Source organism: Burkholderia sp. Nafp2/4-1b, from assembly GCF_003635165.1.
GTDB lineage: Bacteria > Pseudomonadota > Gammaproteobacteria > Burkholderiales > Burkholderiaceae > Burkholderia.
Map to the genome: position 1 here is coordinate 790,499 of NZ_ML058597.1, position 24,342 is coordinate 814,840.

The window sequence follows — 24,342 nt, forward strand, 5'->3', positions numbered from 1 at the left end:
TCAACGAGGCTGACCGCCCCCTTGGGGGGCAGAGAACACAGTGAACGTGCGGGCTGTTTCATCTCAGGCTCCCTTCGCGGCGTGCTTCACGGCCGCGCGAATCCGGTTGTACGTGCCGCAGCGGCAGATGTTGCCGGCCATCGCCGCGTCAATGTCGGCGTCGCTCGGGTTCGGGTTCGATGCGATCAGCGCGGTGGCGGTCATCACCTGCCCGGACTGGCAGTAGCCGCACTGGACGACGTCGAGCTCGCGCCACGCTTCCTGGACTTTCTGCCCGGCCGGTGTGGCGCCGACGGCTTCGATCGTCGTGATCTTGCGGCCCGCGACGGCCGCGACCGGCAGCACGCACGAGCGCGCGGCGACGCCGTCGAGATGCACGGTGCACGCGCCGCATTGCGCGATGCCGCAGCCGAATTTCGTGCCGGTCAGGCCGACGACGTCGCGCAGCACCCATAGCAGGGGCATGTCGCCGGGGGCGTCGACCGTGCGGTTCTCGCCGTTGATATTGAGGGTGACCATTCAGCCTCCGGGGGCCGGTGTATTGGGGAAGCGGCGCGACCGGCGCGCCGGATCGTTCATCGCCGTTGCGCAATGCAGCGGCTGCCGCGCGCCCTGGGTGGGAACGGGCCGCGGCGGATACTTCCGTGACTTCGGTGCGGGTTATTCGGCCGCGTCGATGCTCGACAGCACCTTGATGACGGGCGGTGCCGAGAACCAGTCGGCCGACTTGATGCGGAACGCGTTGAAGTACGGGCTTGCGAGGTGTGCGTCGAATGCGGCCTGGTCGTCGTAGATCTCGAACAGGTGCAGCGCCGACGAGCCGTCCTGTTCGCGGAACAGGTCATAGCGGCGGTTGCCGGGTTCCGCGCGGGACGCCGCGACCATGCTGCGCAATTCGGCTTCGACGGCCTGCGCGTGTTCGGGTTTCGGAAACACCGAGGCCATTACGTAAAGCGCCATGTGTTCACTCCTTGAGGAAACGGAATCGAGAATGCCACAAGCCGGCGTCGCGCGACGCCAGCGTGCAGATGAACGGAAAACGAACGAAAAACGAACGCAATCGCGTCAGGCCAGTTCGTCCGGCCCCACGCGCACGACGACCTTGCCGAAATTCTTGCCGGCGAGCAAGCCGATCAGCGCATTCGGCGCATCGGCAAGATCGGGGATCACATCCTCGCGCGTCTTTACCTTGCCCTGCGCGACCCACTCGCTCATCTCCTTCAGGAACGGCGCATAGCCGGTCGCATAGTGATCGAGAATGATGAAACCCTGCATCCGGATGCGCTTGCGCAGGATCGTGCCCATCAGCGCCGGCACGCGGTCACGGCCGGTCGACACAGCGGTGGCGTCGTAGGCCGCGTCGTTGTAATGCGCAATGATTCCGCACACCGGCACGCGCGCATGATCGTTGAGCAGCGGCCACACCGCGTCGAACACGGCGCCGCCGACGTTCTCGAAATAGACGTCGATGCCGTTCGGGCAGGCTTCCTTCAGCTTCGCCGCGAATTGCGGATCGCGGTGATCCACGGCATCGTCGAAGCCGAGCGTGTCCTTCACGTAGGCGACCTTGTCGGCACCGCCCGCGATGCCGATCACGCGGCAGCCTTTCAGCTTCGCGATCTGGCCGACCACCGCACCGACCGCCCCGCTCGCGGCGGCGACGACCACGGTTTCGCCGGCCTTCGGCTCGCCGATCTTCAGCAGCCCGGTGTACGCGGTGAACCCCGGCATGCCGAGCACGCCCAGCGCATACGACGGATGCGCGAAATCGCGGCCAAGCGGAATCAGGTCGCTGCCGTCGGACAGCGAATAGTCCTGCCAGCCGCCGCCCGCGACGACCAGGTCGCCTTCGCGAAACGCCGGCAGGTTCGACGCGACGACCTGGCTGACCGTGCCGCCGACCATCACGTCGCCGAGTTCGACCGGCGGCGCATACGACGGCGCATCGCTCATCCGGCCGCGCATGTACGGATCGAGCGACAGCCAGACCGTGCGCAGCAGCACCTGGCCGGCGCCCGGTACAGGCACGTCGCCTGTTTCGATACGGAAGTCGTTCGGGATGGGCGCGCCGACCGGGCGCGAGTTCAGGATGATTCTGCGGTTTGCGGCCTTGCTTTGCGGCATGGGAACCTCCGTCAACAGGTAGGGACGTGCAACGGGCACGATCGGATCAACGTGGGACAACCGTGACGTGCGTGGCTGCGGCCGTGCCGGCAGATCGACCGGGAGGCCGCGGGCCGCGACCACGCGCGTCATGCATTCGGACTTCAGCGTAAGTAGACCAGTCGTCTAGATCTCACGTAAAAACAAGGCGCGCCAATGCGCGCCCAGGGTTATGACTGCGCGCCGTCGGGTTCGACGGGCGGCAGGTTGAGCATCCGCCGCGTTTCGAGCATCGCGCGCTCGAGCGGCTTGCGGTTGCGGTGAATCTTCTCCAGAAGCGTGGCGCCGAGCCACAGCTCATAGAGGATCGCGGCTGCATGCGCGGGATCGTCGACACCGCTCAGCGAACCGTCGGCCAGCCCGGCCTCGATGCCGCCCGCGAGCCGCTCGATGATCTGGCCGGTGCCGCGCCGCAGGACCGCGCGCATCGCCTCCGACAAATCGGACACCTCCGCGCCGAGCTTCACCGCGAGGCACTTGCCTTCCGGATCGTCGGCGCACTGCGTGTGCAGCCAGTTGCCCCAGTACGTCATCAGGCGCTGCGCGCCCGTGCCGGCCTGATGCTTGAGCAGGTTGTCGAGATGCTCGAGATAGCCTTCGAAATACGACTCGAGCAGCGCCTCGCCGAACGCCTCCTTCGAGCCGAAGTAATGGTAGAACGAGCCCTTCGGGATGCCCGCCGCAGCGAGAATCTCGTTCAGACCGACCGCCGAAAACCCCTTGTGGAGCATGATCGGCTTCGCGATATTCAGGATGTGCTGGCGGACTTCGGCGCCTGAAGATGCATTCATGATGGCGTATCTTAGCAACGATTAGACCGGTCGTCTAGTAACGTCGACCCGGTGAGTTGAGCGGCACTTTACCCCAATCGCGCAGTGTCGCGGACGCGTTGTCGCCGCACCGTGGCGCCCATGTCACGCAGGCTTGGGCACGCGCTTGCGGGCAACCGGCTTCGCCGCACGCAGGCTGCCGCCGGCCGGTCGGCCAGGCGCCCTGCGCGCGGGCGCGCGCGATACGCGGTCGGCCCGGCCGGCACGTTCGGCACGCAATGCATCGAGTTCGCCGAGATAAGCGGCATTGGCTGCGCGCGCGCCGTCGAGCTGGCCTTCGAGCATGCCACAGCGATGCTGCGTGTCGGCGAGTTGGGTCTGCAGCGCCGCTAGATCCTTGCGATGCTGCGCATCGCGCTGTTCGGCGCGCGTCGTTGCCGCATCGAGTTCCTTTTGCAGCCGCGCGGCGGCGAGCCGTTCGCGGTCGATCTCCTGAAGCGCCCGTTTCTCCGATGCACGCAGGCGCTCCTCGGCACGGCCCGCATCGTCGCGCAGCCGGTCGAGCTGCAACGTGAAATCGGCGCGCGCCTGGGCCAGCGCGCGATCGGCATCCGCGTTGTCCGCCTTCAGTCGCTCGACTTCCGCTAGCAGCGCGCGGCGCGATGCTTCGTCGGCCGCCCTCGCCTGTTCGAGTTCCTGGATACGCACCTGGGCCGCCAGCAATGCGCTCGTCCGTTGTTCCAGCGCGGTTTCGGTGCGGGACAGCTCGGCTTGTGACGCGGCGACCTCTACCTTCGCCGCGGCCCGCTCGGCCTCGACTTCGGCGCGCAACGCATCGAGTGCGGCGGCGGCTTCCGTGCTCGATCGACTCCACAACGCGGCGACCAGCTCTCCCGCTGCGGCCTGCAAATCGGCCGGCAAGTCCGGATGCTCGATGCGCACGCGGCTCTTTTCCCGCAACTCGGCCCAGAACTCGCCGAGCACCGCGGTCGGCGTGCTCATGCTGCCCTTGCGCACAAGCTGGTACAGCCGGTTCGCGGTGGGCGTGATGCCGAAGCGGAAGAACATCAATGCGCAGACCTCGCGATAGAGCTCGCGGGTTTTCGGGAAATCGGCCTTCAGGCGATCGATTTCGGCGATCAGGCGGGATTCGTCGGCGGCGAGGTCGGACATGGCGGTTTGGTCGGAAATTTCGTAAATAATATAACGTAAACCGTTAAATATCCAACCGTGCGACACGAGTGATTTGACATTATTTCTATAATGTTGAGATGCGATGGGCGGGCTTCCCTATTTCCAAGCGCGACCGTCTGGTTGCACCATTTTGTAATCGCTTTGTGCACAAATTTGTAACTGCCCCTCTCTTGTCACTGAAGCGCGGCTAACCCTCGCCACGTCGCGGCTCCGGAGGAGCGGGTTGCCCCGCGCATGGCTGCGGGTCTAGATACCGAACTGGCCGAGGACTTGCGCTGCACGATGTGCGCGACTCTTCAGTGCGTTATTGCACACCGCTGTGGAATCTGCCGCACAACCGAGGTCGAGCATCAATCTCCAGGCTCAAGACGGGATACAGGCGCGCTGAATCTGTAGCGCTTGCTCAGCCCGGTTGGGGGCCGCTTGGTCGACCAAGTGCAATAGCGGATTCCGGTGCTCCATGAACCGACCAAGGTACCGCTCGCGCGCGAGCGGCTCAGTAGCCAGTATCCGGGCAGGCCGCTCACTCTGGGTCTCAACCGCACGTAAGGCAGTCTGCCGATCCTGATCGGCGATGCACAGGCCCTCCAGTGCCATTTGCTACGCATCGAGGCGATGCACCAGACTGATCACATCCTCAGCGCCAACTCCCAGCTCGTCGCTTAGCGAGATCACGACGCATCTGAGATCGGTGACTTCGTTCGGCTCTTTGCTCATTGGACTCTCCGTCCGCTGGAAAGGTACGCGGGCCGACAATCTTCTCATTGGCCGTCACAGGGGCCAACCTGGTTACTTCGGGGGCGAGTGCTGGAAACCCCCATGCCGGACGCGAACATGTTCGGTGCTAAAGCCGTAAACCCTGGCTTGTTCTCGAGTCCACGCCAAGGCGTACCCCTCTGGGATCGGTTCGTGCTCCTATAGAAATCCCATTGAGATGCCTGGCGGGGGTGGTGCAGGCGGGCTAACGGTAAGAACTTTGGGCACCATCATGAACCCGCACACTCAGCTACGACTTAACGACTTTCGCGTGATCCTTGCGGGCCTTCGGACGACAATTAGCGGTCCGGCCGGACGCAACAATGGGTTCGTCTTGAACGAGATTCGGCAATTCGTCGACTACATGGAAGCCTCTTCATCCGATGAAATTGGGGTGCAAGGCGAGTTCGAGGTGATTCGGACACTAGTCTTTTTAAGGCGGCCGACTGAGGCGCTTGAACGAATTGACAAGCTGTTGGCACCACGGCGAATTCGCGCCCGTAACTGTCTAGGGCGCCTTCGCGGTTATTGAAATGATCTGTGGATGTCCGACCAGATCAGCCAGTTGTCGGTGATCACGGCGGGCGGCTGTCGGCCACTATGCGCCCCCGCGCCGTCGATCGGACATCGGAGCGGGCGCTCATGGTCGGTACGAGGCCGCCTAAAGCAAAGACCGCGTTTGCCCATCTCAGACAAAAATACCTGCCGAATTGACCGGCTGGGCGACTCCGTACATGGGAATAGCATCATCCGATGCATTACTCTGGCCGCTTATGTTCCACCTGCCGTGTGCGCTTGTGATCGGTCGCTAAATCAAGACACTGCCGAGTCACGGACGCTACGCGCTGATGCTGTGCACTGTTCGATTCCGATCGTGTTGATGTCCTCAGCGGAGGCTCCTGCTGAGGAAGGGTTATGGGACGCGTTCTTCCGTAAGCCCGTATCTTGGCTAGCGGTCGCGCAAACGGTGCGCGATCTCGTTGAGGTGCCGCGCGTCCAGGCGGCCGCTACTCGTGGCAGCAGTCCGGCGCAAGCGACTGTCCCAACAAGTCAACGTGGTTCGATGCCGCTTGTTGCAATGGGTGATCAACCACGCAATGCCAATACCGAGGAAGACCCGCAAGATTCGCGTTTCACGCGAACTTCTACCCGTGAATCGAACTGAACCCGCTCAGGGAGCTGCCATTGCGAATGCAGGGACAATAGCAATCGCTATCACGACGTTACGGATAGCGAATTATGCCCTCACGATCGAGTGAACAGCGCCGGCATTCGAGAGCCCCTCTTCTGCCGCAACGGCCGCATGCTTGCCCAAGCTGAAGGCAGCGTTAACTTCGCCTCCCGGAACGCATCTGGCTTGAAGAATAGGCGCGGCCCCGGAATCGGCCGCGCCGGTCACGTCCGCAATGTCGCGCGCACGCCGAACCCAGTCCCGTTCAACCCGTCGATGTACGTAAAGCTCCCGCCCAGCTTGGCGACGATGCGCGCGACGATGGACAGTCCCAGGCCGCTGCCGCTTTCCTCATGATCCATGCTGCACTGGCTGCTGGCCGCCGCGCTGATCGGCAACCTGATCGTCGGCTTGCTGCTGGACGACAACGAGGACCTCGTCGGCCTGCACAAGTCGATCGGCATCATCGTTCTCGGGCTCGTGCTGGTTCGCATCGCGAATCGATTCCGCCTGCGGCGCGGATTGCCCGCGTCGATCAATCCGGCAGGCTCGGCCACCCGCCTCGCCGAGCAGGCGGTCCACAGCCTGCTGTACGTGTTGATGTTCGCCATCCCCGTGCTCGGCTGGATGAAAACGAACGCAGCCGGGCATACGGCCAGTTGCTTTGGCCTCTTCTCATTGCCGACACTGGTGCCGAAAAGCCGCGCCGCGTCGCAGTGGCTGGGTGAATTGCATGCGCTGACGGCATACGGGCTCGCCGCCTTGATCGGCTTCCACGTGCTTGGCGCCCTGGTGCATCGGCTGATGCGCACGGAGAGTGTTCTTCCGCGCATCCTGCCCTGGAACCCGCGTGCAAGGCACCGCCGGGTTCAGGCGGAGGATATCGGCTGAGACTGGGCAGCAGTTTTCACACGGTACGGGCGGCCGAAAAAGCCTGTCGACACCGGCACGCCTGACGGGCAAATGTGCCAGATCGCTCGTTGATCTTCGTCAACGCCGTGGGATTCGCCCGCTTTGATCGCGCGTGGCGCGCGATCAATATGGAGATGACGATCCTGGTTTTCGTGAGCGCCGTCGCAGTGAGGACGTGAGCCGCCGGTTCGTTCCTCTGTGGAGCTGGAAATGCCATTGCTCGGGCCGCGTAGCGCTGTCACCGTCATCCGCCGGGAACACGACCAGTTGTCTACCGTGATCCACGGCATGCGGCGCTTTGTCCATCTGCTGGTTGCCGGCGCGCCCGTTCCGGGCCTCATCGTGTTTCGGGCAATGCTTTATTACATCAGGGAATACCCACAGCAGATACATCATCCCAAAGAGGATCTCTACCTGTTCAGGCCGTTGCGGGATCGGACCGACGAGTTCGACAGCGTTCTCGACGAACTGGAGTCCCAGCACGCAAGAGGCGACATGAAGCTGCGAAATCTGGAGCATGCGCTGACGCGGTACGAGTTGAAAGGCGCCGCGGCACTTCGCACGCTGGGCGCACTGATGGACGATTATGCGGAGTTTTATGCGGACCATCGGTGCCTGGAAGAGACACTGATCTTGCCGGCCGCCGAACGTCTGTTGACGAGGGACAACTGGGCCGAGATCGACGCCGCCTTCGGAGCAAATCGCGATCCGTTCGAAGAAGAAAGGCTCGAGGGCGATCTGGAAAAACTGTTCTCGATGATCGTCGATGCGATCCCGGACCGGGAGGCAAGCTAGCCCGGAATCGGCCCGGTAACGAGAGTCAGACGTCGAGAACGGTTGCCGCGACTCCAGCCACTCCGAGACTTCTTTCGCTTCATCGGCGCCCAGTGTGTGCGCCACGGCCGTCATGACCGGCGCATTTACGCGTGACCGTTCCTGACTACTTCAATCTGGCGAAGCAAGTACGCCTTGTGCTGGTATCGCGACGACGACGGTGCTTGACGCAGGTCAAACCGGAAAAACCGCGCGAGCGAAAAATTTCCGCAGGCACGTTCGCCCGTTGCCACCGGGAGGCATTCATGAGCACAACGACTTCCCCCTTCCAGGCAGTTCCCGCTCCGCGGCGAGTATTGATCGCCGTCGACGGTTCGAGCGCATCCGCTCATGCACTCGCGTATGCCAAGGCGTTACTTCCGGCGAATGCCGCGGTGCACATCGTCAGCGTTGCGGAAAATCCGAGAACGCTCGTCCCGCTCGGATCGAAAACCCTGGCATTCCTCGAGTCGGCGCGCGACGAATTGCTCAGGGATGCATCCGATGCGCTGTCGCGCGCCAAATCCGCGATAGAGCGCGACGACCTCGCCATCGACACGGAGGCCATCGATCTGGGTGCCCACGGCGGTGATATCGTGCATGCACTGGCCGACAGTGCGCAAGCCTGGCAGGCCGATCTCCTGATCGTCGGCGCACGCCAGCATCATGGCCTGCTCGGCTGGGTCGAAGGAACGGTTTCCGGCCCGCTCGGCAAGCTCGTCGGCTGCCCGCTGCTCATCGTTCCGGAAGGCTTCGCATCCGTTGCCGAACACCTGCCGCGGCGGATGCTGTTCGCCGTCGACGGCAGCCCGATCGCACTCAACGCATTGCGAACGGGATTGAAGTTCGCACGACCGGACACCGAATTCCGGGCGATACACGTCCTCGATCGCCCCGTATCGCTGGGTGATTTCGTCCCTGTCGAGACGCTGGAAAGCGCATTGATCAGCGAGGGCAATCGTGCGTTGCAAAAGGCCACGGCCCTGCTCGGCGACAGCGCAAGACAAGCACGGTCGGAACTGATTCAGACGGACCCGAGCGGTGCTGACGTTGCTCACCTGATCGTGCACGACGCCGTCGAATGGAACGCGGATATGCTCGTCATGGGCACCCACGGGCGGCGCGGTGTCACCGGCTGGCTCGTCGGGAGCGTGGCCGGACGCGTTGCTCGCATCACCAAAACGCCGCTCCTGCTCGTGAACGCGCCGCATGCGTGACGCGTCTCTACGCTCGTCACGCATCCGCGCCCACGGCGTGGAACAGCTCCTCCTCCTGCGCGCAATGCAGGCGTACGATCGCTTCCAGACCGTACAACAAGCGTTGTATCGCCTGAACCTGCAAGGTGTTCGTTCCGTCGCGCGGCAGGTCCGCGACCGTCTGCCTGAGCGAGCGGACCATCTTGAAGATCTCCCGGTGTGCGCCGCTCATCGCTGCGAGGGGATCCTCGCCACCGAGCAGCGGCGCAAGACGCGCGTAGACTTCCCGATCGTCGGCGCGCTCGTGCGGCAGCAGCCGTTGGTCCAGCGAGTCGACGACGTCGACAAGCTCGCTGGCGATAGTGGCCCCGGCCAGCTGCGGCAAGCGATCCGCGAGATCCCTGATCCGGTCCAGCAACGGTGACAACGCCGCGTGCTCGCGCTTGAGTTGCTCGATGTCGACACCGGCCAGCCGGGTTTCCGGCGGCCTCGGGCGCACCAGCAACACGCGCAGCGCATTGACGATGACGACGACATCGACGACTTCCTGAATCACCGCGCCGGCAATCGGCTCCAGGAATCCCGCCGCCGCGATCGTCATCGCGACGATCGACAACGACATGCCGATCAACACGCTCTCCAGCGCGATCCGGCGCGATCGACGTGCGATGCGCATCGCATCCACGAGTCGATCAAGCCGATCCACCAGCAATACCACGTCGGCTGCTTCCGATGACGCGGCCGCTCCCCGCGCACCCATCGCGATGCCGACGTCGGCCGCCGCCAGCGCCGGCGCGTCGTTCACGCCGTCGCCGACCATGATTGTCACGCCCTCCTTGCGCGCCGCCTGGATGGCGGCAAGCTTGTCCGCGGGCGTCTGTTCGGCGCGCACGTCGGTGACGCCCAGCAGTTCGCCAACGGCCTGGGCAATGTCGCGCCGGTCGCCGGTCAGCATGACGAGGCGCTCGACGCCCTCGCGTCTGAGCAGCCGCAACGCCCGCGGCGTTTCGAGTCGCACCTGGTCGGCCAGCTGGATCGCGCCGACCATCACGCCATCGACGCCGACGAACACGGCAGCCCCGCCCTCGTTGCCGACCCGCGTCAGGAAGGCTTCGCTCCAGGGTGCCACCGCCGAGCAGGCGCGGACGTGCCCGAACTTGCCGATCGTGACGGTCCGGTCGTCGACCCGGCCGGTCACGCCCTCGCCGGCCGTTTCCATGACGGCCGACGGCGGCGACAGGTGGATCCCGCGTTCTCGCGCCGCGACCGTCAGCGCATCCGAAATGACGTGGCCCGAGGCCTGGGCCAACGACGCCGCGACACGCAGCACGTCGTCCGTTCCGATGCCGGTGCCGCATTCGATGGCAACGATGCGTGCGCGCCCGCCCGTCAGCGTCCCGGTCTTGTCGAAGAACAGGATCGTCGCTTGCGCGAGACGTTCGAGCGCGCCCCCGCCTTTGACCAGGATGCCGCGTTTCGAACAACGCGACAGGCCGGACACGATGGCGACCGGCACGGCAAGGATCAATGGACAAGGCGTGGCGACGACGAGCACGGCGAGCGCGCGCGTGACATCGCCGGTCAGCAGCCACGCGATCCCGGCGACGAGCAGCGAGGCGAGCACGAAGAACGCGGCGTAACGATCCGCGAGACGCACGGACGGACCGCGCTCGTGTTGAGCGCGCTCGACCATGCGGACGATGCCTGCAAACGTGCTGTCGCCTGCCGTGGTGCGGGCGACCATGTCGAATGGCGCGCCTGCGTTGACCACGCCGCTGCAGACGCTTTCCCCCGAACGTCGCCGTTGGGTGGACGACTCGCCCGTCAGCATGGACTCGTCCAGTTCCGCGTCGTCCGTCAACGTGCCGTCGACCGGCGCGCATTCGCCGCTACGCACGAGCAGCCTGTCACCCGGAATGATGGTTTCCGGCGCAACGGAACGCCATTCGCCGTTCTCGAACCGGGTCGCCTGCCGGGGGGCACGGCCGAGCAGCGCGGTCATCTCGCGTTGCGCTCGGTCCTGCGCATACCGCTCCAGGGTCCGGCCGCTTGCCAGCATCAATGCGATGACCGCGGCAGTCAGCGTCTCGTCGAGCGCGATGGCGAGCCCGATCGCCAGCCACGCGAGCACGTCGATGCCAGCCTGCCGTTTCGCCACTGCCCTTGCAAGGGACACCGTCAACGCGAGCAAGACCGGCACCGTACCCAGCAGCCAGACGACCCGCGCGAGCGAAGGCAGGCCGAACGCCATGCATATACCGCCTGCGGCGAGCGTAACGGCCGCCAGGACCAGCAATGCGAGATCGATCGACCAGGGAATTCGGGACATGACCATTCTTCCGATTGCCGTGCACGGCGGGTTCGCCGCATCCGGTTCCGATTGCGGTTGCGGACGGCGTGGCATCAGTCTAGGAAACGCCGCGGTTCGACCGTTGACCTGCGTCACGGCGAAGCGCGTCACGCGAACGGCCGGCATGGCGCGCTGCTTGACATGAATCAGGCGTTCGACGCCTTTCGTCAGCACAATCGAAGCGTGACACCGGAGCCCTGGAGTCGATATCGTGCTGACGCTGGCTGTACTGTTTCTGCTGATTCTCCTGCTGAATCTCATGCCGGCGTTCGCCCCGCCGACATGGATGGCGATGTCGTGGGTCGGGTTCAACCTGCCCGACGGCAATCCGCTGGTCTTTGCCGTCGTGGCGGCTGGCGCGGCGACGACCGGCCGCGTCATTCTGGCGATCTTCGCAAGGTCGCTCGTGCGCTCCCGCTGGATGCGGGACGCGGATCGCGAGAACATCGACGTCGCCACGCACTGGCTGCGCAAGCACAGGACGCTCACCGCCGGTGCGTTCTTCTTCTATGCGTTGAGCCCGCTTCCGTCGAACTATCTGTTCATCGCTTACGGCCTTTCCGGGTTGCCGCTCAGGATCATCGCCGCGGCGTTCTTCGTCGGCCGCGCCACGACCTATGCGATCTGGGCGCACCTCGGCCGCTTCGCGTCGACCCGGCTGGACGTGGAGTCCGGATTCGAAGGCACTTATCTCGGCGGGTACTTCGTCGTTACGCAACTGGTGTTGCTCGGCGTCGTGTTCGCGTTGATGAGGCTCGATTGGCGCGCGCTGCTCACCGAACGCCGGTTGACGTTCCGGCGCAGCCATCCTCCGCACGGTGCGGAATGAAGCCCCGCATGCGCGCCGTGCCGATCGGCCGCGCCGGCCGCATCGGCCGACCGTTGCTGCTCGCCGTGCAGTCTGTTCGGACACGTAGATGACCGACTAGCTGGCCGCCCCGGTTTCATCGGCCAACTATGAGGTTGACCGAATCGGCTATTGGGTGAGCCGGCATGGCTGGCATTTCGCGCAACTGCCGCAGGCCGGCCACGAATTCACGCTGATGCTGCTCGTGTTTCCAATGCAGGTCGCCGCATTCTGAATCGAACCCGGCGCCCGGCGCATTCGGCCTTGTGTCGGCGGACAGCTCCTGCACCGAACCGTTGCAGGCAGCGCGTTCGATATTGCGCAGACGCCGCGCGCCTATCGGTGTCACGACCGCCGTCGGTCCGACATTCGTTCAGTACAGCAGAAACGCGGCCCGCTCGCCGGCGAACGCCGTATCCTGAGCATCGATCACCCGTTCGATCTCGTCGAGCGGCCGCCCCGCGTCCAGCATGTCCGCCACCTCGCGCGAGCCGACCGATGCCCGTATCGCGTCGATGCGGAACTGCGCCGGGTAACGCCGGCGCAGCGCCAGTGCGAGCGCCAGCCCGAGCTTGCCCGGCCGCGCCGCGCCGGGCGTCCGTTCGATGCGCACGCCTTCGCACACGCTGCCCCCGTACGGTCCTTCCGTCGGCACGAATCTGACCGGCGAGAACTTTGCATCGAGCCGCATCGCGCGAAGATCGTCCGCGAGGCGACGCGCGTCGATCCACGGTGCGCCCACCACGCTGAACGGCGTCGCCGTGCCGCGCCCGACACTGATCGCCGCCCCCTCGATGAGCCCGGTCTCCGGGTACAGCGACAGCGCGGCGCCGTCGCGCAGGTTCGGCGATGGCGGCACGCGGCCGAGCCCGGTATCGTCGAAGCGCAGCGCGCGTGTGTAGTTCGCCATCGGCACCACGGTCAGCACGGCGCCGATATGCAGGCGGTCGTTGAACAGCCGTGCCAGTTCGCCGAGCGTCATGCCGGGCTGCAGCGGCAACGGGTAATAGCCGGTGAACGTCGCCGGCCCGGCATCGGCCACGGGACCGCCGAATACGTCGCCTCCCAGCGGGTCCGGCCGATCGAGCACGAGCACCGGGCGATGCGCGGCGGCGGCGGCTTCGAGCGCGTAACCGAGTGTGGCCAGGTACGTGAAGAAGCGTACGCCCGCGTCCTGCAGGTCGATCACCAGCACGTCGGCATCGGCAAGCAGCGCGGGCGCGATCCTTCGCCGTTCGCCGTAGAGGCTGTGAACGACCAGACCGGTCGCGTCGTCGATCGTGTCGCCGAACGTTTCGTCGATGTCGGTGCCGAGCCCGTGCTCGGGTGCGAACAGCGCGACGAGCCGAACGTCCGGCGCCTGTGCGAGCAGATCGACCGTGCGCCGACCGAGCCGGTCGAACCCGCTGCGATTCGTGACGAGCGCGATGTGCTTCCCCGCCACGGCCGCGAAGCCGCTCGCCGCGAGCACGTCGATGCCGGCCAGTACCGGCCCGTGCGATACCGGCAGCCGTGCCGCCCGCGCGACAGCCGCGGCCATCTCGGGCACGTGCGTCGCAATCCGCGACGACGTCGCCGGCGCGGTCCCGCTCGATACGATGCCGAGCACGAGCGCGCGCAGTGGCATCGCCGTGCCGGTTTCGTCGGGATACAGCCGGCTCGTCAGCACGATCGCGAAGCGGCGCGTCACGGGATCGATCCACAGGGCCGTGCCTGTGTAGCCGAGGTGCTGCAGCGCGCCGAGCGGCGGCAATCGGTAGCGGTTCGCAACGAGCGGCGGCGCCACCGCCCAGCCCGGCGTGTGCAGGTCGCCGTCCGCATCGAGCGTGGCCGGTGTCTCGAGTGCGGCGACGCTGCGGCGCGCTAGCACGCGTGTCGGCCCGAGCGCGCCGTCGTTCAGCAGCATGCGCGCGAAAAGCGCCAGATCATCCGCGCTCGAGAATAGGCCCGCATTGCCGGCAATGCCGCCCATCGCCGCCGCGACGGGATCGTGCACGCGCCCCCTCGGCAGGCGGCCATCGCGCACGACGGTGGGCGCCACGCGCGTAAGCAGCGGCGCCGGCGGCCGGAACGCGGTACTCGCCATCCCGAGCGGCGCGAACAGATGTGTAGCGCACCACACGTCGAGCGGCCGGTGCGACACGCGCTCGACGATCTCGCCCAGGGCCACGTAGTTGACATCGCTGTAGCGCACCCGTGTGCCGGCCGGGGCATCCGGCGTCATCGCGACGATGTCGGCCAGCACGGCAGCGCGGCTGCGCAGCGCGCGGGAAGACGACACGCCGGCCGGCAGCCCCGACACATGGGCGAGCAACTGTCGAATCGTGACGCCGGCCTTGCCGTGCGTACCAAACGCGGGCCAGTAGCGTGCGGCTGGCGCGTCGAGGCTCAGCATGCCGCGCTCCGCGAGCTGCATGATCGCGACGGCGGTCGCCACTGGCTTCGTCAGTGACGCGAGATCAAAGACGGTATCGGCCGTCATCGCCTCGACGTGCCCGCCCGTAACGCGCAGACCACGCGCCACGCGCACCCGCACGCCATCCGCGTCGCCCGTCACGACCACCGCGCCGGCCAGATGGCCGTCCGCGATCTCGGCCGCGATCGCCTCATTGATCACGGCGGCCTGCTGCTGCGCCATTGCCGTGCCGGGTTCCGCGTGCGCTCCGGCTGACGCAAGCGCGAACAGCAGCGCGCCGATCAGTGCGGCAGCGCACCGGGATCGTCGCAATCGAGCGCGTTTCACTGCATCCATTCTTTCTTGCCGACAGCAGCGGCGATGTCGATCCGCACCCGGACGACTGCTGTGCCGATGTCGGGAACGCCTCGCATCGCCTGGCTCGTCCGTGCCGATCACAGCATGGCTAGCGGTCCGTTTGCGGCTGCGAGGCGGGACACCCCGTACACAGACGCATCGCCCCGTGCCGTTCCGGGTCGTGCCAGTAAAAGCGCACCTCGACGGCGCCGCGCGCCGGAACGACGGCGTGCCGGACTTCCTGAACAGCCCGATCGTGCGCGGACACGGTATATCGCCCCGGCGGCACGCGGGCGAACAGGAACGGCCCGTTCGTGTGTGCGTCGAGCACCCTCGACTTGCCGGACAACAGCGTCACATCGACGTCGGAAAGATAGTGGCCGGCCTTCGATGCGAACGTGATCCGCAGGTTGTAACGAGGGGCGACGTCGCGAAACGCGGTGACCTCGTCCTGGCCGATCCCGCCGGTGATATAAGCGACACCATTGCGCACGATCGGTTCGGTCGACGTTTCGGCCAGCGCGTTCGCGCCGGCGTTCAGCAGGCAGGCCGCCAGCAGCACCTTCACGGTTCCGGTCCACATCTTCACTCTCCTGATTGAACACGCATGGTCGCGCTGCCGCCTGTCCCGTCTCAGAGCGTGGCGCGGACGGCAACGTCGCCCCTGCGTATCGACGACGATGCCAGCGTCGCGCGGAACGTCAATTTCCCGTTGACCCATGTCAAGCGCGTTCCAGTCGAAGAGTACGCAGGCGAAGCGGGCACCGCGATTCAGTCATCGCGCCCCGCCCTCCCGAGCGGCGCGGCAAGCCCGAAAACGCGAGGCACCGCATCCGGCACGCGCAATCGCTCGTGACGGCTGTCAGCCGATATTGCATGGCCCGTCGGAAATTTCCGACACGGCGGCCCGACGTCGGACAGCAAGCTCAGGCCACGCTGATTGTCCCGCGCGGCGCCGCTGCCAATACTGGAGACGTGACAGGACGCAACGTGTTTCGCGGCCGGCGCGTGGTTCTTCCGCCACGCCGCCGCAGGGATCGAGGAGCAGGCGATGATTCATCTGACCGCAGAGCATGCCGACGATGCAATGCTGGGTGGCGAACCACCGGTCGGTGCCCACCTCGTAACCCGCCGCCCCGGCTATGTGCATCACGGGATCTACATTGGCGACGGCAACGTGATTCACTACGCGGGATGGTCATGCCATCAGAACGGCGGTCCGGTCGAAGTCGTCAGCCTCAAAGTCTTCCGTGCAGGCTTCGACCTCGCGGTCATTCGGCACACGCGCACGCTGTACAACGGAACGGAAGCGGCACGCCGTGCGGCATCGCGCCTTGGCGAATGCCGCTACCGACTTCTCACGAACAACTGCGAACACTTCTGCCTGTGGTGTCTGTTCGGTGTCGGTCGGAGCGAGCAGGTCGCGTCGTGCCTGCGCAATCCGGTGCACGGCGCCGCGGTCGTCGTCATGCTGATTGCCTGCGTACTCGCAGCACGGTGGCATCCGGCAACGGACGCGCTCGAATGCCCGGTCCGGTGTACGGCCTAGCATCGGCCGCAGTGCCGCCACCGGGTCGATCGATACCTTCGTCCAGGCAGGCCGCTCAGCGCGGCACCGCGGCTGGATCGTAGCGATTGCGCGGATTCCACAGCATCCAGCCGTCGGTGCCTGCCGCATCGGCCGCGTCGACCTGCGCGCGGATCTCGTCGGCATCGAACGGCCGGTGATCGAACGCATAGTCGCGAAACGCCTGGAGCCACGGCCTGAACCGGACACCGTCCAGTCCGGTGCGGCGCTTCGCCTCCTCCAGCGACCGCGAAACGATCTCGCCCGGATGCTCGGTCGGTTTCCGGCAGCCCGGCAGCCCCCACGTAAAGCTGGACGGATACAGCATCGGCGACACATAGTCCAGGGCCGCCCCGAGCGCATCGAGCCGCTGTCCGATCGCGGTGTCGTCGGTGTTCCAGCAGACGTACCCGAAGATGTCGGCCGACGTGTAGAGGTTGTACGGCTTCAGTCGCTCGCGCGCGCCGGTCAGGAATCCGGTGATGGCCGCGACCCGGTTGGCCTCGGTATTGGGCTCGGCGAACCGCAGGCCATTGGCGTCGGGAAACCGCAGGTAGTCGAACTGGATTTCGTCGAACCCCATGCGGGCGGCTTCTTCGGCGACATCGAAATTGTGTTGCCAGGCCGCGCGCGACGTCGGGTCGATCCAGCGCTGATGCTCGCGGTCCTGCCAGATCTCGCCGGCTGCATCGCGCACGGCCCACTCCGGATGAGCGCGCGCGAGCGGATCGTCCTTGAACACGACGATGCGCGCGATCAGGTAAAGGCCGCGTGCGTGGAACGTCCGCAGCAGATCCGGCAGATCGGGCGGATGAACGATCGCGCCGGATACATTGTTCGCGGCGCCGACAATTTCGCGTGCCTGGCTGCGATAAGGCGTCACGCCGCTGTCGCCCTTCACGTCGATGACGAGCGCATTGATCGCCGTCTTGCCCTGGAGGGCCAGCGCCGCGTCGCGCAGCGTGCGATCCGCAACACCGTAAGCGGACAGGTAGACCGCCTTCGGGCGCATCGGTGTCATGCGGATCGTGTGCGCGACTGCGGCCGGCGTCAGCGCGACTTCCGTTCGCGCGTAGCCCGCCGCGCGCACGCTGACGCGTGTACCGCTCGCGTCGAGCTCCAGTGAAAACGAGCCATCGCGATCCGCGGTCCGGCTCACGCCCGCGGCGTGGCCGATCGCGCCGGCCAGCGGACGCCCGTTCGTGGCATCGACAACGGTGATCGCGACCGGCGCCGCCCGGACAGCGAAACCGGCGAGCGACACGAGCAGACAGATGAACAGGCGCTCAATCACGGTCTCCTCCGGAGGTTCTCAGCAATCCGTTCATGCATCGTGTATCGCACGCGTCCGTCATCAGATAGCGCGGCAGCGCCATCGCCGGGTCAGTGACACGAACGGGGTGTGCATCGAGCGTGAACGCCGCGACATAGCCTTCGCGAGCGGCGAGCTCGTCGGTCTGCGCATCGTGGATGCCGAACGGCCAGGCCAGCAGACTGACCGGCTGGCCGGTTTCGGCCTCGAGCCGCGCACGCGACCGGCTCAGCTGGAACGACACGAAACGCCGGTAGTCGTCCGGCGCGAGCCGGGCGCGCTCGGTGCGGAAGTTCGGATGCCAGACCGTATGCGACTCGATGTCGAACCCGCCGGCGCGCCCCAGCGTGCGGAGTTGGTCCCACGTCATCGCGTAGCGGGCATTGGAGATCGCCGACGGATAGATGAACAGCGTGACCGGCACCGGATGCGCCGCCAGCAACGGGCGCAGCACCTCGTAGACGGAGCGGTGACCGTCGTCGACCGTGATCGCGACCGCGCGCGCCGGCACGGCATCGCGCTGGCCGTCATGCCAGCGTACGACGTCGGCGAGCGGCACGATGCGGTAGCCGCTCGCCTCGATCGCCTGCAGTTGGTCGCGGAACGTGTCGACGCGCACCGTCATCGAATCCAGGCGCGCGGAGGCGAACCGGTGATAGGCCAGGATCAGCACGCGCTGCGGTGGAGAAGCGATCGACGCGACGTCGGCGGACGCAACCGGCCGAACGCACGACAGCAGCAGCAGGCAGGCGATCAGTCGAAAGGCCATGGCGGATCTCGTGGAATGAGTACCCCATTTTTTGCGATCGCGCTGCGCAATCCGCTGAGCCAGATCAACGATCGATCGCGCCGTCAGAGCGCTTGACGCGCATCAAGCCGCAACGGGCGACAGTCCGCTGCAATGGGGGCGTCGCACGCGTGTACCCAGCCTGCCGGCCAGGTCCCGCGACATCGAGCACACGGGAACGTGCCGTTTCCGTTCGACAACAACCTGCGGGCGCTGCGACATGCAGTCGTCCTGCCCATCGATCCACTCGCCATGTCCAGAGCGCCACGTCTGCCGTTCACGTCGAGCCGCGGAGCCGCACGACGAAAGGCCATGCAATTCGATCGTGCGTTGCGTCGGCCTGCCACCTACCCCCATCCAGCCGGCCGGATCGTACGGATCGAGACCCATCTATCCGTCGTCTATCTGGCGGGGCGCTACGCATACAAGCGCATCAAGCCCGTTCGCTTCCCGTTCGTCGATCTCGTCCGCCCCGCGCAGCGTCGCCGCTGCGCGTTGGCGGAGTGCACGCTCAACCGGCCGTTCGCCGGCCCGCTTTACCTGGGCGTCTGGCCGATCGTGGCGCGCGGCCCGCGCAGCGCCTTCGGCCCGCCCGTGCAAACCGGCGCGCGTCGCCATCGACAGCAGGCGGTGCCCGGCGAGTACGTGGTGCGGATGCGCCGGTTCGACGCGCAGGCCATGTTGTCGGCCCGCAGCGCATCACACGGCGCGGGGCTGGCGGACGCGGACGCGCTCGCGGATACCCTGGCCCGCCATCATCTGCACGCGCCGCGCCGTGCGCCGCGCGGCCACCCGGGCAACGCGGCCAGCGTCGTGGCTCAATGCCGGCAGCTGTGCGACACGCTCGACGTCACGGTGCCCCGAGAAGCTGCGCTGCGCCGCTGGTACGAGGCCGAGTTGGCTCGCGTCGCGCCGCAGTTCGCCGAGCGGCATGCACGCGGATTCGTGCGCGCGTGCCACGGCGATCTGCATCTCGACAACGTCGTCCGCTGGCGCAACCGCATCCTGATGTTCGACTGCATCGAGTTCGACGACACGCTGCGCTGGATCGACGTGGCGAGCGATCTCGCGTTTGCGCTGCTGGATTATTCCGCCCGCGGGCGAGCCGATTGCGCCCACCGCCTCCTGTCCGAATGGCTCGCCCGCACGGGCGACCACGCGGCGCTGGGCGTGCTGCCGTGCTACTTCGTCTATCGCGCGCTGGTGCGGGCGATGACTGCGCGGCTGCGCGGCGACGAGGCGGCCCGCCGTCAGTATCTGCGGATTGCGTCGGACATGGCGCAGGCACGGCGCGACGAGCAACCGGCATTGCTGCTGTGCCATGGCGTGTCCGGTTCGGGTAAATCGGTGGCCAGCCGCGCGCTTGCGGAAAAGATCGGCGCGATCCGGCTGTCCAGCGACGTCGAGCGCAAGCGCGACGCCCGTGCGCCCGAGCACGCCCGGCTGTCCGCTGCCGCTTACTCGGATTCCGCAACCGACGCGATCTACGAAAGACTGCGTGAGCAGGCCGGCGTGGTCCTCGCCAGCGGCTACACGGCGATCGTCGACGCAACGTTCCTGCGCCGGCGCCACCGAGCGGCCTTCATCTCGCTCGCCACGCAGCTCGGCGTGCGCGTCGCGATTCTCGATTTCGTCGCGAGCCGGGCAACGCTCGTCGCGCGTGTCGCGGCCCGGGCCAAGCGCGGGCGCGATGCGTCCGACGCCGACACGGCCGTACTGGCTCGGCAGATCGACCATGCCGAGACGCTGGCCGCAGCCGAGGCCGCGATCGCGATCCGCTTCGATACCGGTTGCGACGCCGCGACATACGGTGACCGCGCATTCTGGGCACCGTTGTTCGCCGTGCTACGCACGTAGCCCGCGCGATGTGCGGCGGTCAACGGCCGAATGTGCGCGTATGGTCGTCGTAGTCGAACAGCCCGGCGTAACGACCCCAGTCGGTCACGACGCGCAGCGCCTGATCCGCGCCGCGCGGATCGAGATGATCCTCGAGTTCCAGTTCAAAGCGCTCGCGAGGCGCGCGATGCGCCGCGCGCTCGTCCAGCACTTCGTCGATATGCGCGGCAAGTGGCACGAATTTGACGACATGCTCCCGAAACAGGCGCCGCCGGGCCTCGTCGTCGCTGTGCGCGAACAAGTGGCCCGCCGCGCTCAGCCGGATGGTGCGGTCGTGCCACTCGGCAAAGGCGAGCAGATGGAGCGCGGCGGCGGTCGGATGGAGCGCGTCGGCCCGCAGCGCGAGCGCCGACGCGATCGTGCCGAGCTCCGCATGGCCGTCGTACGGCGCGCCCGCCAGTGTCTCGACGAACCCGGCGAGATGGTGGCTCGTCACGTCGGGCAGCGTCATGGCCAGCGCGCCACCGGCCGTCTCGCGGTTCGCTGCCGCATCGGCGATGCGTGCGGTCAACGTCGCGTAGATCTTGCCGACTATCGCCTGAAAGGCCGGGTCGTGTCGACTGCGCGGACGGGGCAGCGGCACGTTCAGCGCGGCGTCAATGCGCGCGGGACCGGCGCCGAGCACCAGGATGCGATCGCACATGAGCACCGCTTCCTCGATGTTGTGGGTCACCATCATCACCGCTCGGGTCGACAGCTGACGCGCGTCCCACAGGTCGAGAAAATCGGTGCGCAGCGTTTCCGCCGTGAGCACATCGAGCGCCGAGAACGGTTCATCCATCAACAGCAGGACGGGTTCGCTGACGAGCGCGCGGGCAAACCCGACCCGCTGACGCATGCCGCCCGACAGTTCGCGCGGAAACGCCGATTCGAAGCCGTCGAGTCCAATCAACTCGATCGCGCCAACGGCCCGTTCGCGCACGTCGCGTGGCGGGAGGCTCAGCGCATCGAGTCCAAGCTCGACGTTTTCCACGACGGTCAGCCACGGGTACAGCGCGAAGGTCTGGAACACCACGGCGATGCCGCTGGTCGGACCGGCAAGCGTTGCGCCGCGATACGCGACCGCGCCCGACGAAGGCTCGACGAGCCCGCCCGCGATCCGCAGCAGCGTGGACTTGCCCGATCCGGAGCGACCGAGCAGCCCCAGTATCTCGCCCTCGCGCAGCGTGAAATCGATATCGGCCAGCACGCGCAGCGGTTCGCCGGACGGTTTCGTGAATGATTTGCATACGGCGCGCATCTCGAGCACGATCGGCGCTTGCTCCGATGACGGCGCGGCCGCAATCGCACCGTTCGCTTCCTTGCATTCACCGAAAGTCGACACGCCTGTCTCCCGCGGGTAAAGGATGGGGGCCGGACTCAATTGAGCCGCGTTCTGCGCTCCGCGAACGCATACATCGGGCGCCACACAAGCCGGTTGGCCGCAATCACGAGCAGCGACATGACCGCGACGCCGAGCGCGATGCGCGGAAAGTCACCGGCATCGGTCATCTGCGCGATGTAGGCACCCAGTCCACCGGCATTCAGGCGCGTGCCGCCCCAGCTCACGGCTTCCCCGACGATGCTCGCATTCCATGCACCGCCGGATGCAGTGATCGCGCCCGTCACGAAATACGGCAGGACGCCCGGCAACATGACGCGACGCCACCAGGTCGCCGGCCGGACCCGGAAGCACGCCGCCGCTTCGCGCAGATCGGCCGGGAACGCGCTCGCGCCCGCGATCACGTTGAACAGGACATACCATTGCGCGCCGAGGATCAGCAGCGGGCACAACCAGATGTCGGGTTCGAGACGAAAACGCACGATCGCAAAGACGGCGACCGGAAACAGCAGGTTGGCCGGAAACGCGGCGAGGAACTGTGTCACCGGCTGAATGCGGGCGGCCACGCGCGGCCGAAGACCGATGGCGATCCCGATCGGCACCCAGATCGCCGATGCGATCACGACCAGCACGGTCACACGGACGAAGGTGAGCGCCCCTTCGCCCCCCACGACACGCAGGTCCGCCCAAGTCAGCGTCGTGCGCCCGAGCCTGAACAGCACGTACGCCGCATACACGCATCCCGCGCCGCATAGGGTGAGCCACAGCGCGTCACCCGCGTGCCGCGGCAGCGCCATCCGGCCGCGCCACGGCCATGTGGCCGCGGGCAGCCGCGCAAGCGCCAGGCGGCGCAACAGCATGCCGACCGGGCTGCCCGCTCGAGCCATCCATCGCGATCGATGGAACAGGTCGAGAAGCCAGCTGCGCGGGGCGACCGCAGGCGCGGCATCGCCATGGCGGAACCGTTCCGACCACGCAACCAGCGGCCTGAACAGCAACTGGTCGTACAGGACGATTGCGACGCTCATCGCGACGATTGCCCAGCCCACCGCGGCCAGGTCGCGGTTCGCGATCGCCTGCGCGACATAAGCGCCCACGCCCGGCAAGTCGACGTGCAGGTTGCCGACCGCGATTGCCTCGGACGCGACCACGAAGAACCAGCCGCCCGACATCGACATCATGGCGTTCCAGACGAGGCCGGGCATCGCGAACGGCACCTCCAGGCGCCAAAAGCGCTGCCACGCCGAAAGCCGGAAACTGCGGCTGGCCTCGTCGAGGTCGAGCGGCACCGTACGCAGCGCCTGGTAAAAGCTGAACGTCATGTTCCACGCCTGGCTCGTGAAGATCGCGAAGATCGCGGCGCACTCGGCGCCGAGGATTCGCCCCGGAAACAACGACAGGAAGAACAGCACCGTAAACGACAGGTAGCCGAGAACCGGCACCGACTGAAGCACGTCGAGCAACGGAATCAGCACCCGTTCGGCGGACCGGCTCCGGGCCGCCGCGGTCGCATAGACGAATGTGAAGACGATCGACGCGAGCAATGCCGCGAACATGCGCGAGACGGTACGCAGCGTATAGCCGGGCAACGCCGCGGGAGACAGCGAGATGGCCGGAGGATGCGCGACTGCGAGCGGGCCTGCCATCTGGTGCGCCGAGATCCCGGCGAGCAGCAGGACGCTGGTGACGATCAGCATCGCGGCGAGATCCCGCCAGCCCGGTGCGGGCAGCGTCCAGCGGCCGCCCCGCAATACCTCCGCATGGTGCTCCACGGTGCCCCTCCCCGCCGATGATGGCGGTTCATCTTCCGGGACGGTGGGGCCAGCCGGGTTGACCTGCGTCAATCGTCCTGCAGCTGCCGGAACCAGGCCCGCCGACGAAGGCGGGCGCGTCGGCTCATGGGCAGGCTCATGCGGCTGGATACGCGATCGCGAGCGCCTCGACGAACGCATCGAGGCGCGCGGGCGCGAGCCGGAGCTGATGCAGCACGCAGATGCCGTCCGCATCGCCGTTGAATACGTCGAAACGCGTCACGATGCGCCGCGCCCGTCGTCGACCGCATCATCCACGCTGTTTCTCCTCGAAATACGGCTGGCGTGCCGCCACGAGGCGTAGTTCGTCTAGCAGCGCCGCGGCCGCGCGCAGCAGGTCGTCGAGCGACACGATGCCGACCAGCTCACCGCCGTCGCCAACCACCGGCAATCGGCGTACGCCATGCTGGCGCATCCGCTTCGCGAGCAGCCAGAGATCGTCGTCGACGTCCGCGACGGCGACCGGGGCCGACATGATGTCGCCGACGAACAATGAACCGGCCGGTGCGTCGGGGCCGACGACGGCGAGCACGATGTCCCGGTCGGTCAGCATGCCGACCGGCTCGTATCGTCCTTCCCTTTCACGTACGACGACCAGGTCGCCCGCGTGTGCATCGCGCATCATCGCGGCCGCCTCGACGACAGTCATTTGCGCCGAACACATGGTGACATCGCGGGTGCAAAGCATCGCGGCATTCATGTTCCCTCCCCTGCCCGGGCGACG

21 protein-coding genes are annotated in these 24,342 nt (G+C 66.5%); 6 read left to right on the top strand and 15 right to left on the bottom strand.

Going from position 1 to position 24,342, the window contains the following annotated elements; translation table 11 throughout:
- Positions 1 to 63 precede the first annotated feature (63 nt).
- The 6 genes from C7H84_RS03635 to C7H84_RS36190 form a co-directional block, all read right to left on the bottom strand.
- On the bottom strand, positions 64 to 519 hold the full coding sequence (locus tag C7H84_RS03635) for a (2Fe-2S)-binding protein (protein WP_121857458.1): 456 nt from the start codon (positions 517 to 519) through the stop codon (positions 64 to 66).
- A gap of 141 nt (positions 520 to 660) precedes the next feature.
- Positions 661 to 960, bottom strand: a complete 300-nt coding sequence (locus tag C7H84_RS03640) for a putative quinol monooxygenase (RefSeq protein ID WP_121857459.1) — start codon at positions 958 to 960, stop codon at positions 661 to 663.
- A 105-nt stretch (positions 961 to 1,065) separates the two neighbouring features.
- Positions 1,066 to 2,124 carry an NADP-dependent oxidoreductase gene (locus tag C7H84_RS03645; protein ID WP_121857460.1) on the bottom strand — a complete coding sequence of 353 codons (1,059 nt, stop codon included), beginning with the start codon at positions 2,122 to 2,124 and terminating at the stop codon, positions 1,066 to 1,068.
- 209 nt (positions 2,125 to 2,333) lie between these two features.
- Positions 2,334 to 2,954 (bottom strand): TetR/AcrR family transcriptional regulator, encoded by a 621-nt coding sequence (locus C7H84_RS03650; RefSeq protein ID WP_121857461.1) that lies wholly within the window; start codon positions 2,952 to 2,954, stop codon positions 2,334 to 2,336.
- Between the two features lie 123 nt (positions 2,955 to 3,077).
- Positions 3,078 to 4,106, bottom strand: a complete 1,029-nt coding sequence (locus C7H84_RS03655) for a DNA-binding protein (protein ID WP_121857462.1) — start codon at positions 4,104 to 4,106, stop codon at positions 3,078 to 3,080.
- Between the two features lie 2,172 nt (positions 4,107 to 6,278).
- Positions 6,279 to 6,416 carry a hypothetical protein gene (locus C7H84_RS36190; protein ID WP_162999170.1) on the bottom strand — a complete coding sequence of 46 codons (138 nt, stop codon included), beginning with the start codon at positions 6,414 to 6,416 and terminating at the stop codon, positions 6,279 to 6,281.
- Here C7H84_RS36190 and C7H84_RS03665 point away from each other — a divergent pair.
- From C7H84_RS03665 to C7H84_RS03680, 3 genes are all read left to right on the top strand, one after another.
- Positions 6,415 to 6,945, top strand: a complete 531-nt coding sequence (locus C7H84_RS03665) for a cytochrome b/b6 domain-containing protein (protein ID WP_121857464.1) — start codon at positions 6,415 to 6,417, stop codon at positions 6,943 to 6,945. The two genes, C7H84_RS36190 and C7H84_RS03665, sit on opposite strands and share 2 nt — an antisense overlap.
- A 231-nt stretch (positions 6,946 to 7,176) precedes the next feature.
- Positions 7,177 to 7,761: a hemerythrin domain-containing protein gene (locus tag C7H84_RS03670; protein WP_121857465.1), complete on the top strand. Its 585-nt coding sequence runs from the start codon at positions 7,177 to 7,179 to the stop codon at positions 7,759 to 7,761.
- 284 nt (positions 7,762 to 8,045) lie between these two features.
- Positions 8,046 to 8,996: a universal stress protein gene (locus tag C7H84_RS03680; RefSeq protein ID WP_121857466.1), complete on the top strand. Its 951-nt coding sequence runs from the start codon at positions 8,046 to 8,048 to the stop codon at positions 8,994 to 8,996.
- A gap of 16 nt (positions 8,997 to 9,012) precedes the next feature.
- On the opposite strand, the gene C7H84_RS03685 is transcribed toward C7H84_RS03680, so the two are convergent.
- Complete coding sequence (locus C7H84_RS03685) at positions 9,013 to 11,304, bottom strand: heavy metal translocating P-type ATPase (RefSeq protein WP_121857898.1); 2,292 nt, start codon at positions 11,302 to 11,304, stop codon at positions 9,013 to 9,015.
- Positions 11,305 to 11,536: 232 nt separating this feature from the next.
- Between C7H84_RS03685 and C7H84_RS03690 the strand changes: the two genes are divergently transcribed.
- A complete protein-coding gene (locus C7H84_RS03690; protein ID WP_121857467.1) occupies positions 11,537 to 12,154 on the top strand; it encodes a hypothetical protein in 618 nt (205 codons plus the stop codon).
- Between the two features lie 391 nt (positions 12,155 to 12,545).
- Here the strand turns inward: C7H84_RS03690 and C7H84_RS03695 are convergent, their stop codons facing one another.
- Together C7H84_RS03695 and C7H84_RS03700 are read right to left on the bottom strand one after the other, a co-directional pair.
- The gene (locus tag C7H84_RS03695) at positions 12,546 to 14,924 is read right to left on the bottom strand and encodes an exo-beta-N-acetylmuramidase NamZ domain-containing protein (protein WP_121857468.1); all 2,379 of its coding nucleotides are present in this window, start codon (positions 14,922 to 14,924) and stop codon (positions 12,546 to 12,548) included.
- A 109-nt stretch (positions 14,925 to 15,033) separates the two neighbouring features.
- Complete coding sequence (locus tag C7H84_RS03700; protein ID WP_121857469.1) at positions 15,034 to 15,507, bottom strand: carboxypeptidase regulatory-like domain-containing protein; 474 nt, start codon at positions 15,505 to 15,507, stop codon at positions 15,034 to 15,036.
- A gap of 468 nt (positions 15,508 to 15,975) precedes the next feature.
- Here C7H84_RS03700 and C7H84_RS03710 point away from each other — a divergent pair, with 468 nt between their 5' ends.
- Complete coding sequence (locus tag C7H84_RS03710) at positions 15,976 to 16,473, top strand: lecithin retinol acyltransferase family protein (RefSeq protein ID WP_121857471.1); 498 nt, start codon at positions 15,976 to 15,978, stop codon at positions 16,471 to 16,473.
- A gap of 55 nt (positions 16,474 to 16,528) precedes the next feature.
- On the opposite strand, the gene C7H84_RS03715 is transcribed toward C7H84_RS03710, so the two are convergent.
- Together C7H84_RS03715 and C7H84_RS03720 are read right to left on the bottom strand one after the other, a co-directional pair.
- Positions 16,529 to 17,785: a putative glycoside hydrolase gene (locus C7H84_RS03715; RefSeq protein WP_121857472.1), complete on the bottom strand. Its 1,257-nt coding sequence runs from the start codon at positions 17,783 to 17,785 to the stop codon at positions 16,529 to 16,531.
- Positions 17,778 to 18,572: a polysaccharide deacetylase family protein gene (locus C7H84_RS03720; RefSeq protein WP_121857473.1), complete on the bottom strand. Its 795-nt coding sequence runs from the start codon at positions 18,570 to 18,572 to the stop codon at positions 17,778 to 17,780. Before C7H84_RS03720 ends, C7H84_RS03715 begins: the two co-directional genes overlap by 8 nt.
- A gap of 270 nt (positions 18,573 to 18,842) precedes the next feature.
- Between C7H84_RS03720 and C7H84_RS03725 the strand changes: the two genes are divergently transcribed.
- Positions 18,843 to 20,447 carry a bifunctional aminoglycoside phosphotransferase/ATP-binding protein gene (locus C7H84_RS03725; protein WP_121857899.1) on the top strand — a complete coding sequence of 535 codons (1,605 nt, stop codon included), beginning with the start codon at positions 18,843 to 18,845 and terminating at the stop codon, positions 20,445 to 20,447.
- Positions 20,448 to 20,466: 19 nt separating this feature from the next.
- On the opposite strand, the gene C7H84_RS03730 is transcribed toward C7H84_RS03725, so the two are convergent.
- The 4 genes from C7H84_RS03730 to C7H84_RS03740 all read right to left on the bottom strand — a co-directional run bounded on the left by C7H84_RS03730 (position 20,467) and on the right by C7H84_RS03740 (position 24,318).
- Complete coding sequence (locus C7H84_RS03730; protein WP_162999214.1) at positions 20,467 to 21,726, bottom strand: nitrate/sulfonate/bicarbonate ABC transporter ATP-binding protein; 1,260 nt, start codon at positions 21,724 to 21,726, stop codon at positions 20,467 to 20,469.
- Between the two features lie 119 nt (positions 21,727 to 21,845).
- A complete protein-coding gene (locus C7H84_RS03735) occupies positions 21,846 to 23,579 on the bottom strand; it encodes an ABC transporter permease subunit (protein WP_121857475.1) in 1,734 nt (577 codons plus the stop codon).
- 136 nt (positions 23,580 to 23,715) lie between these two features.
- Positions 23,716 to 23,841: a hypothetical protein gene (locus C7H84_RS37540; RefSeq protein ID WP_276208390.1), complete on the bottom strand. Its 126-nt coding sequence runs from the start codon at positions 23,839 to 23,841 to the stop codon at positions 23,716 to 23,718.
- Between the two features lie 27 nt (positions 23,842 to 23,868).
- Complete coding sequence (locus C7H84_RS03740) at positions 23,869 to 24,318, bottom strand: CBS domain-containing protein (protein WP_121857476.1); 450 nt, start codon at positions 24,316 to 24,318, stop codon at positions 23,869 to 23,871.
- Positions 24,319 to 24,342 lie beyond the last annotated feature (24 nt).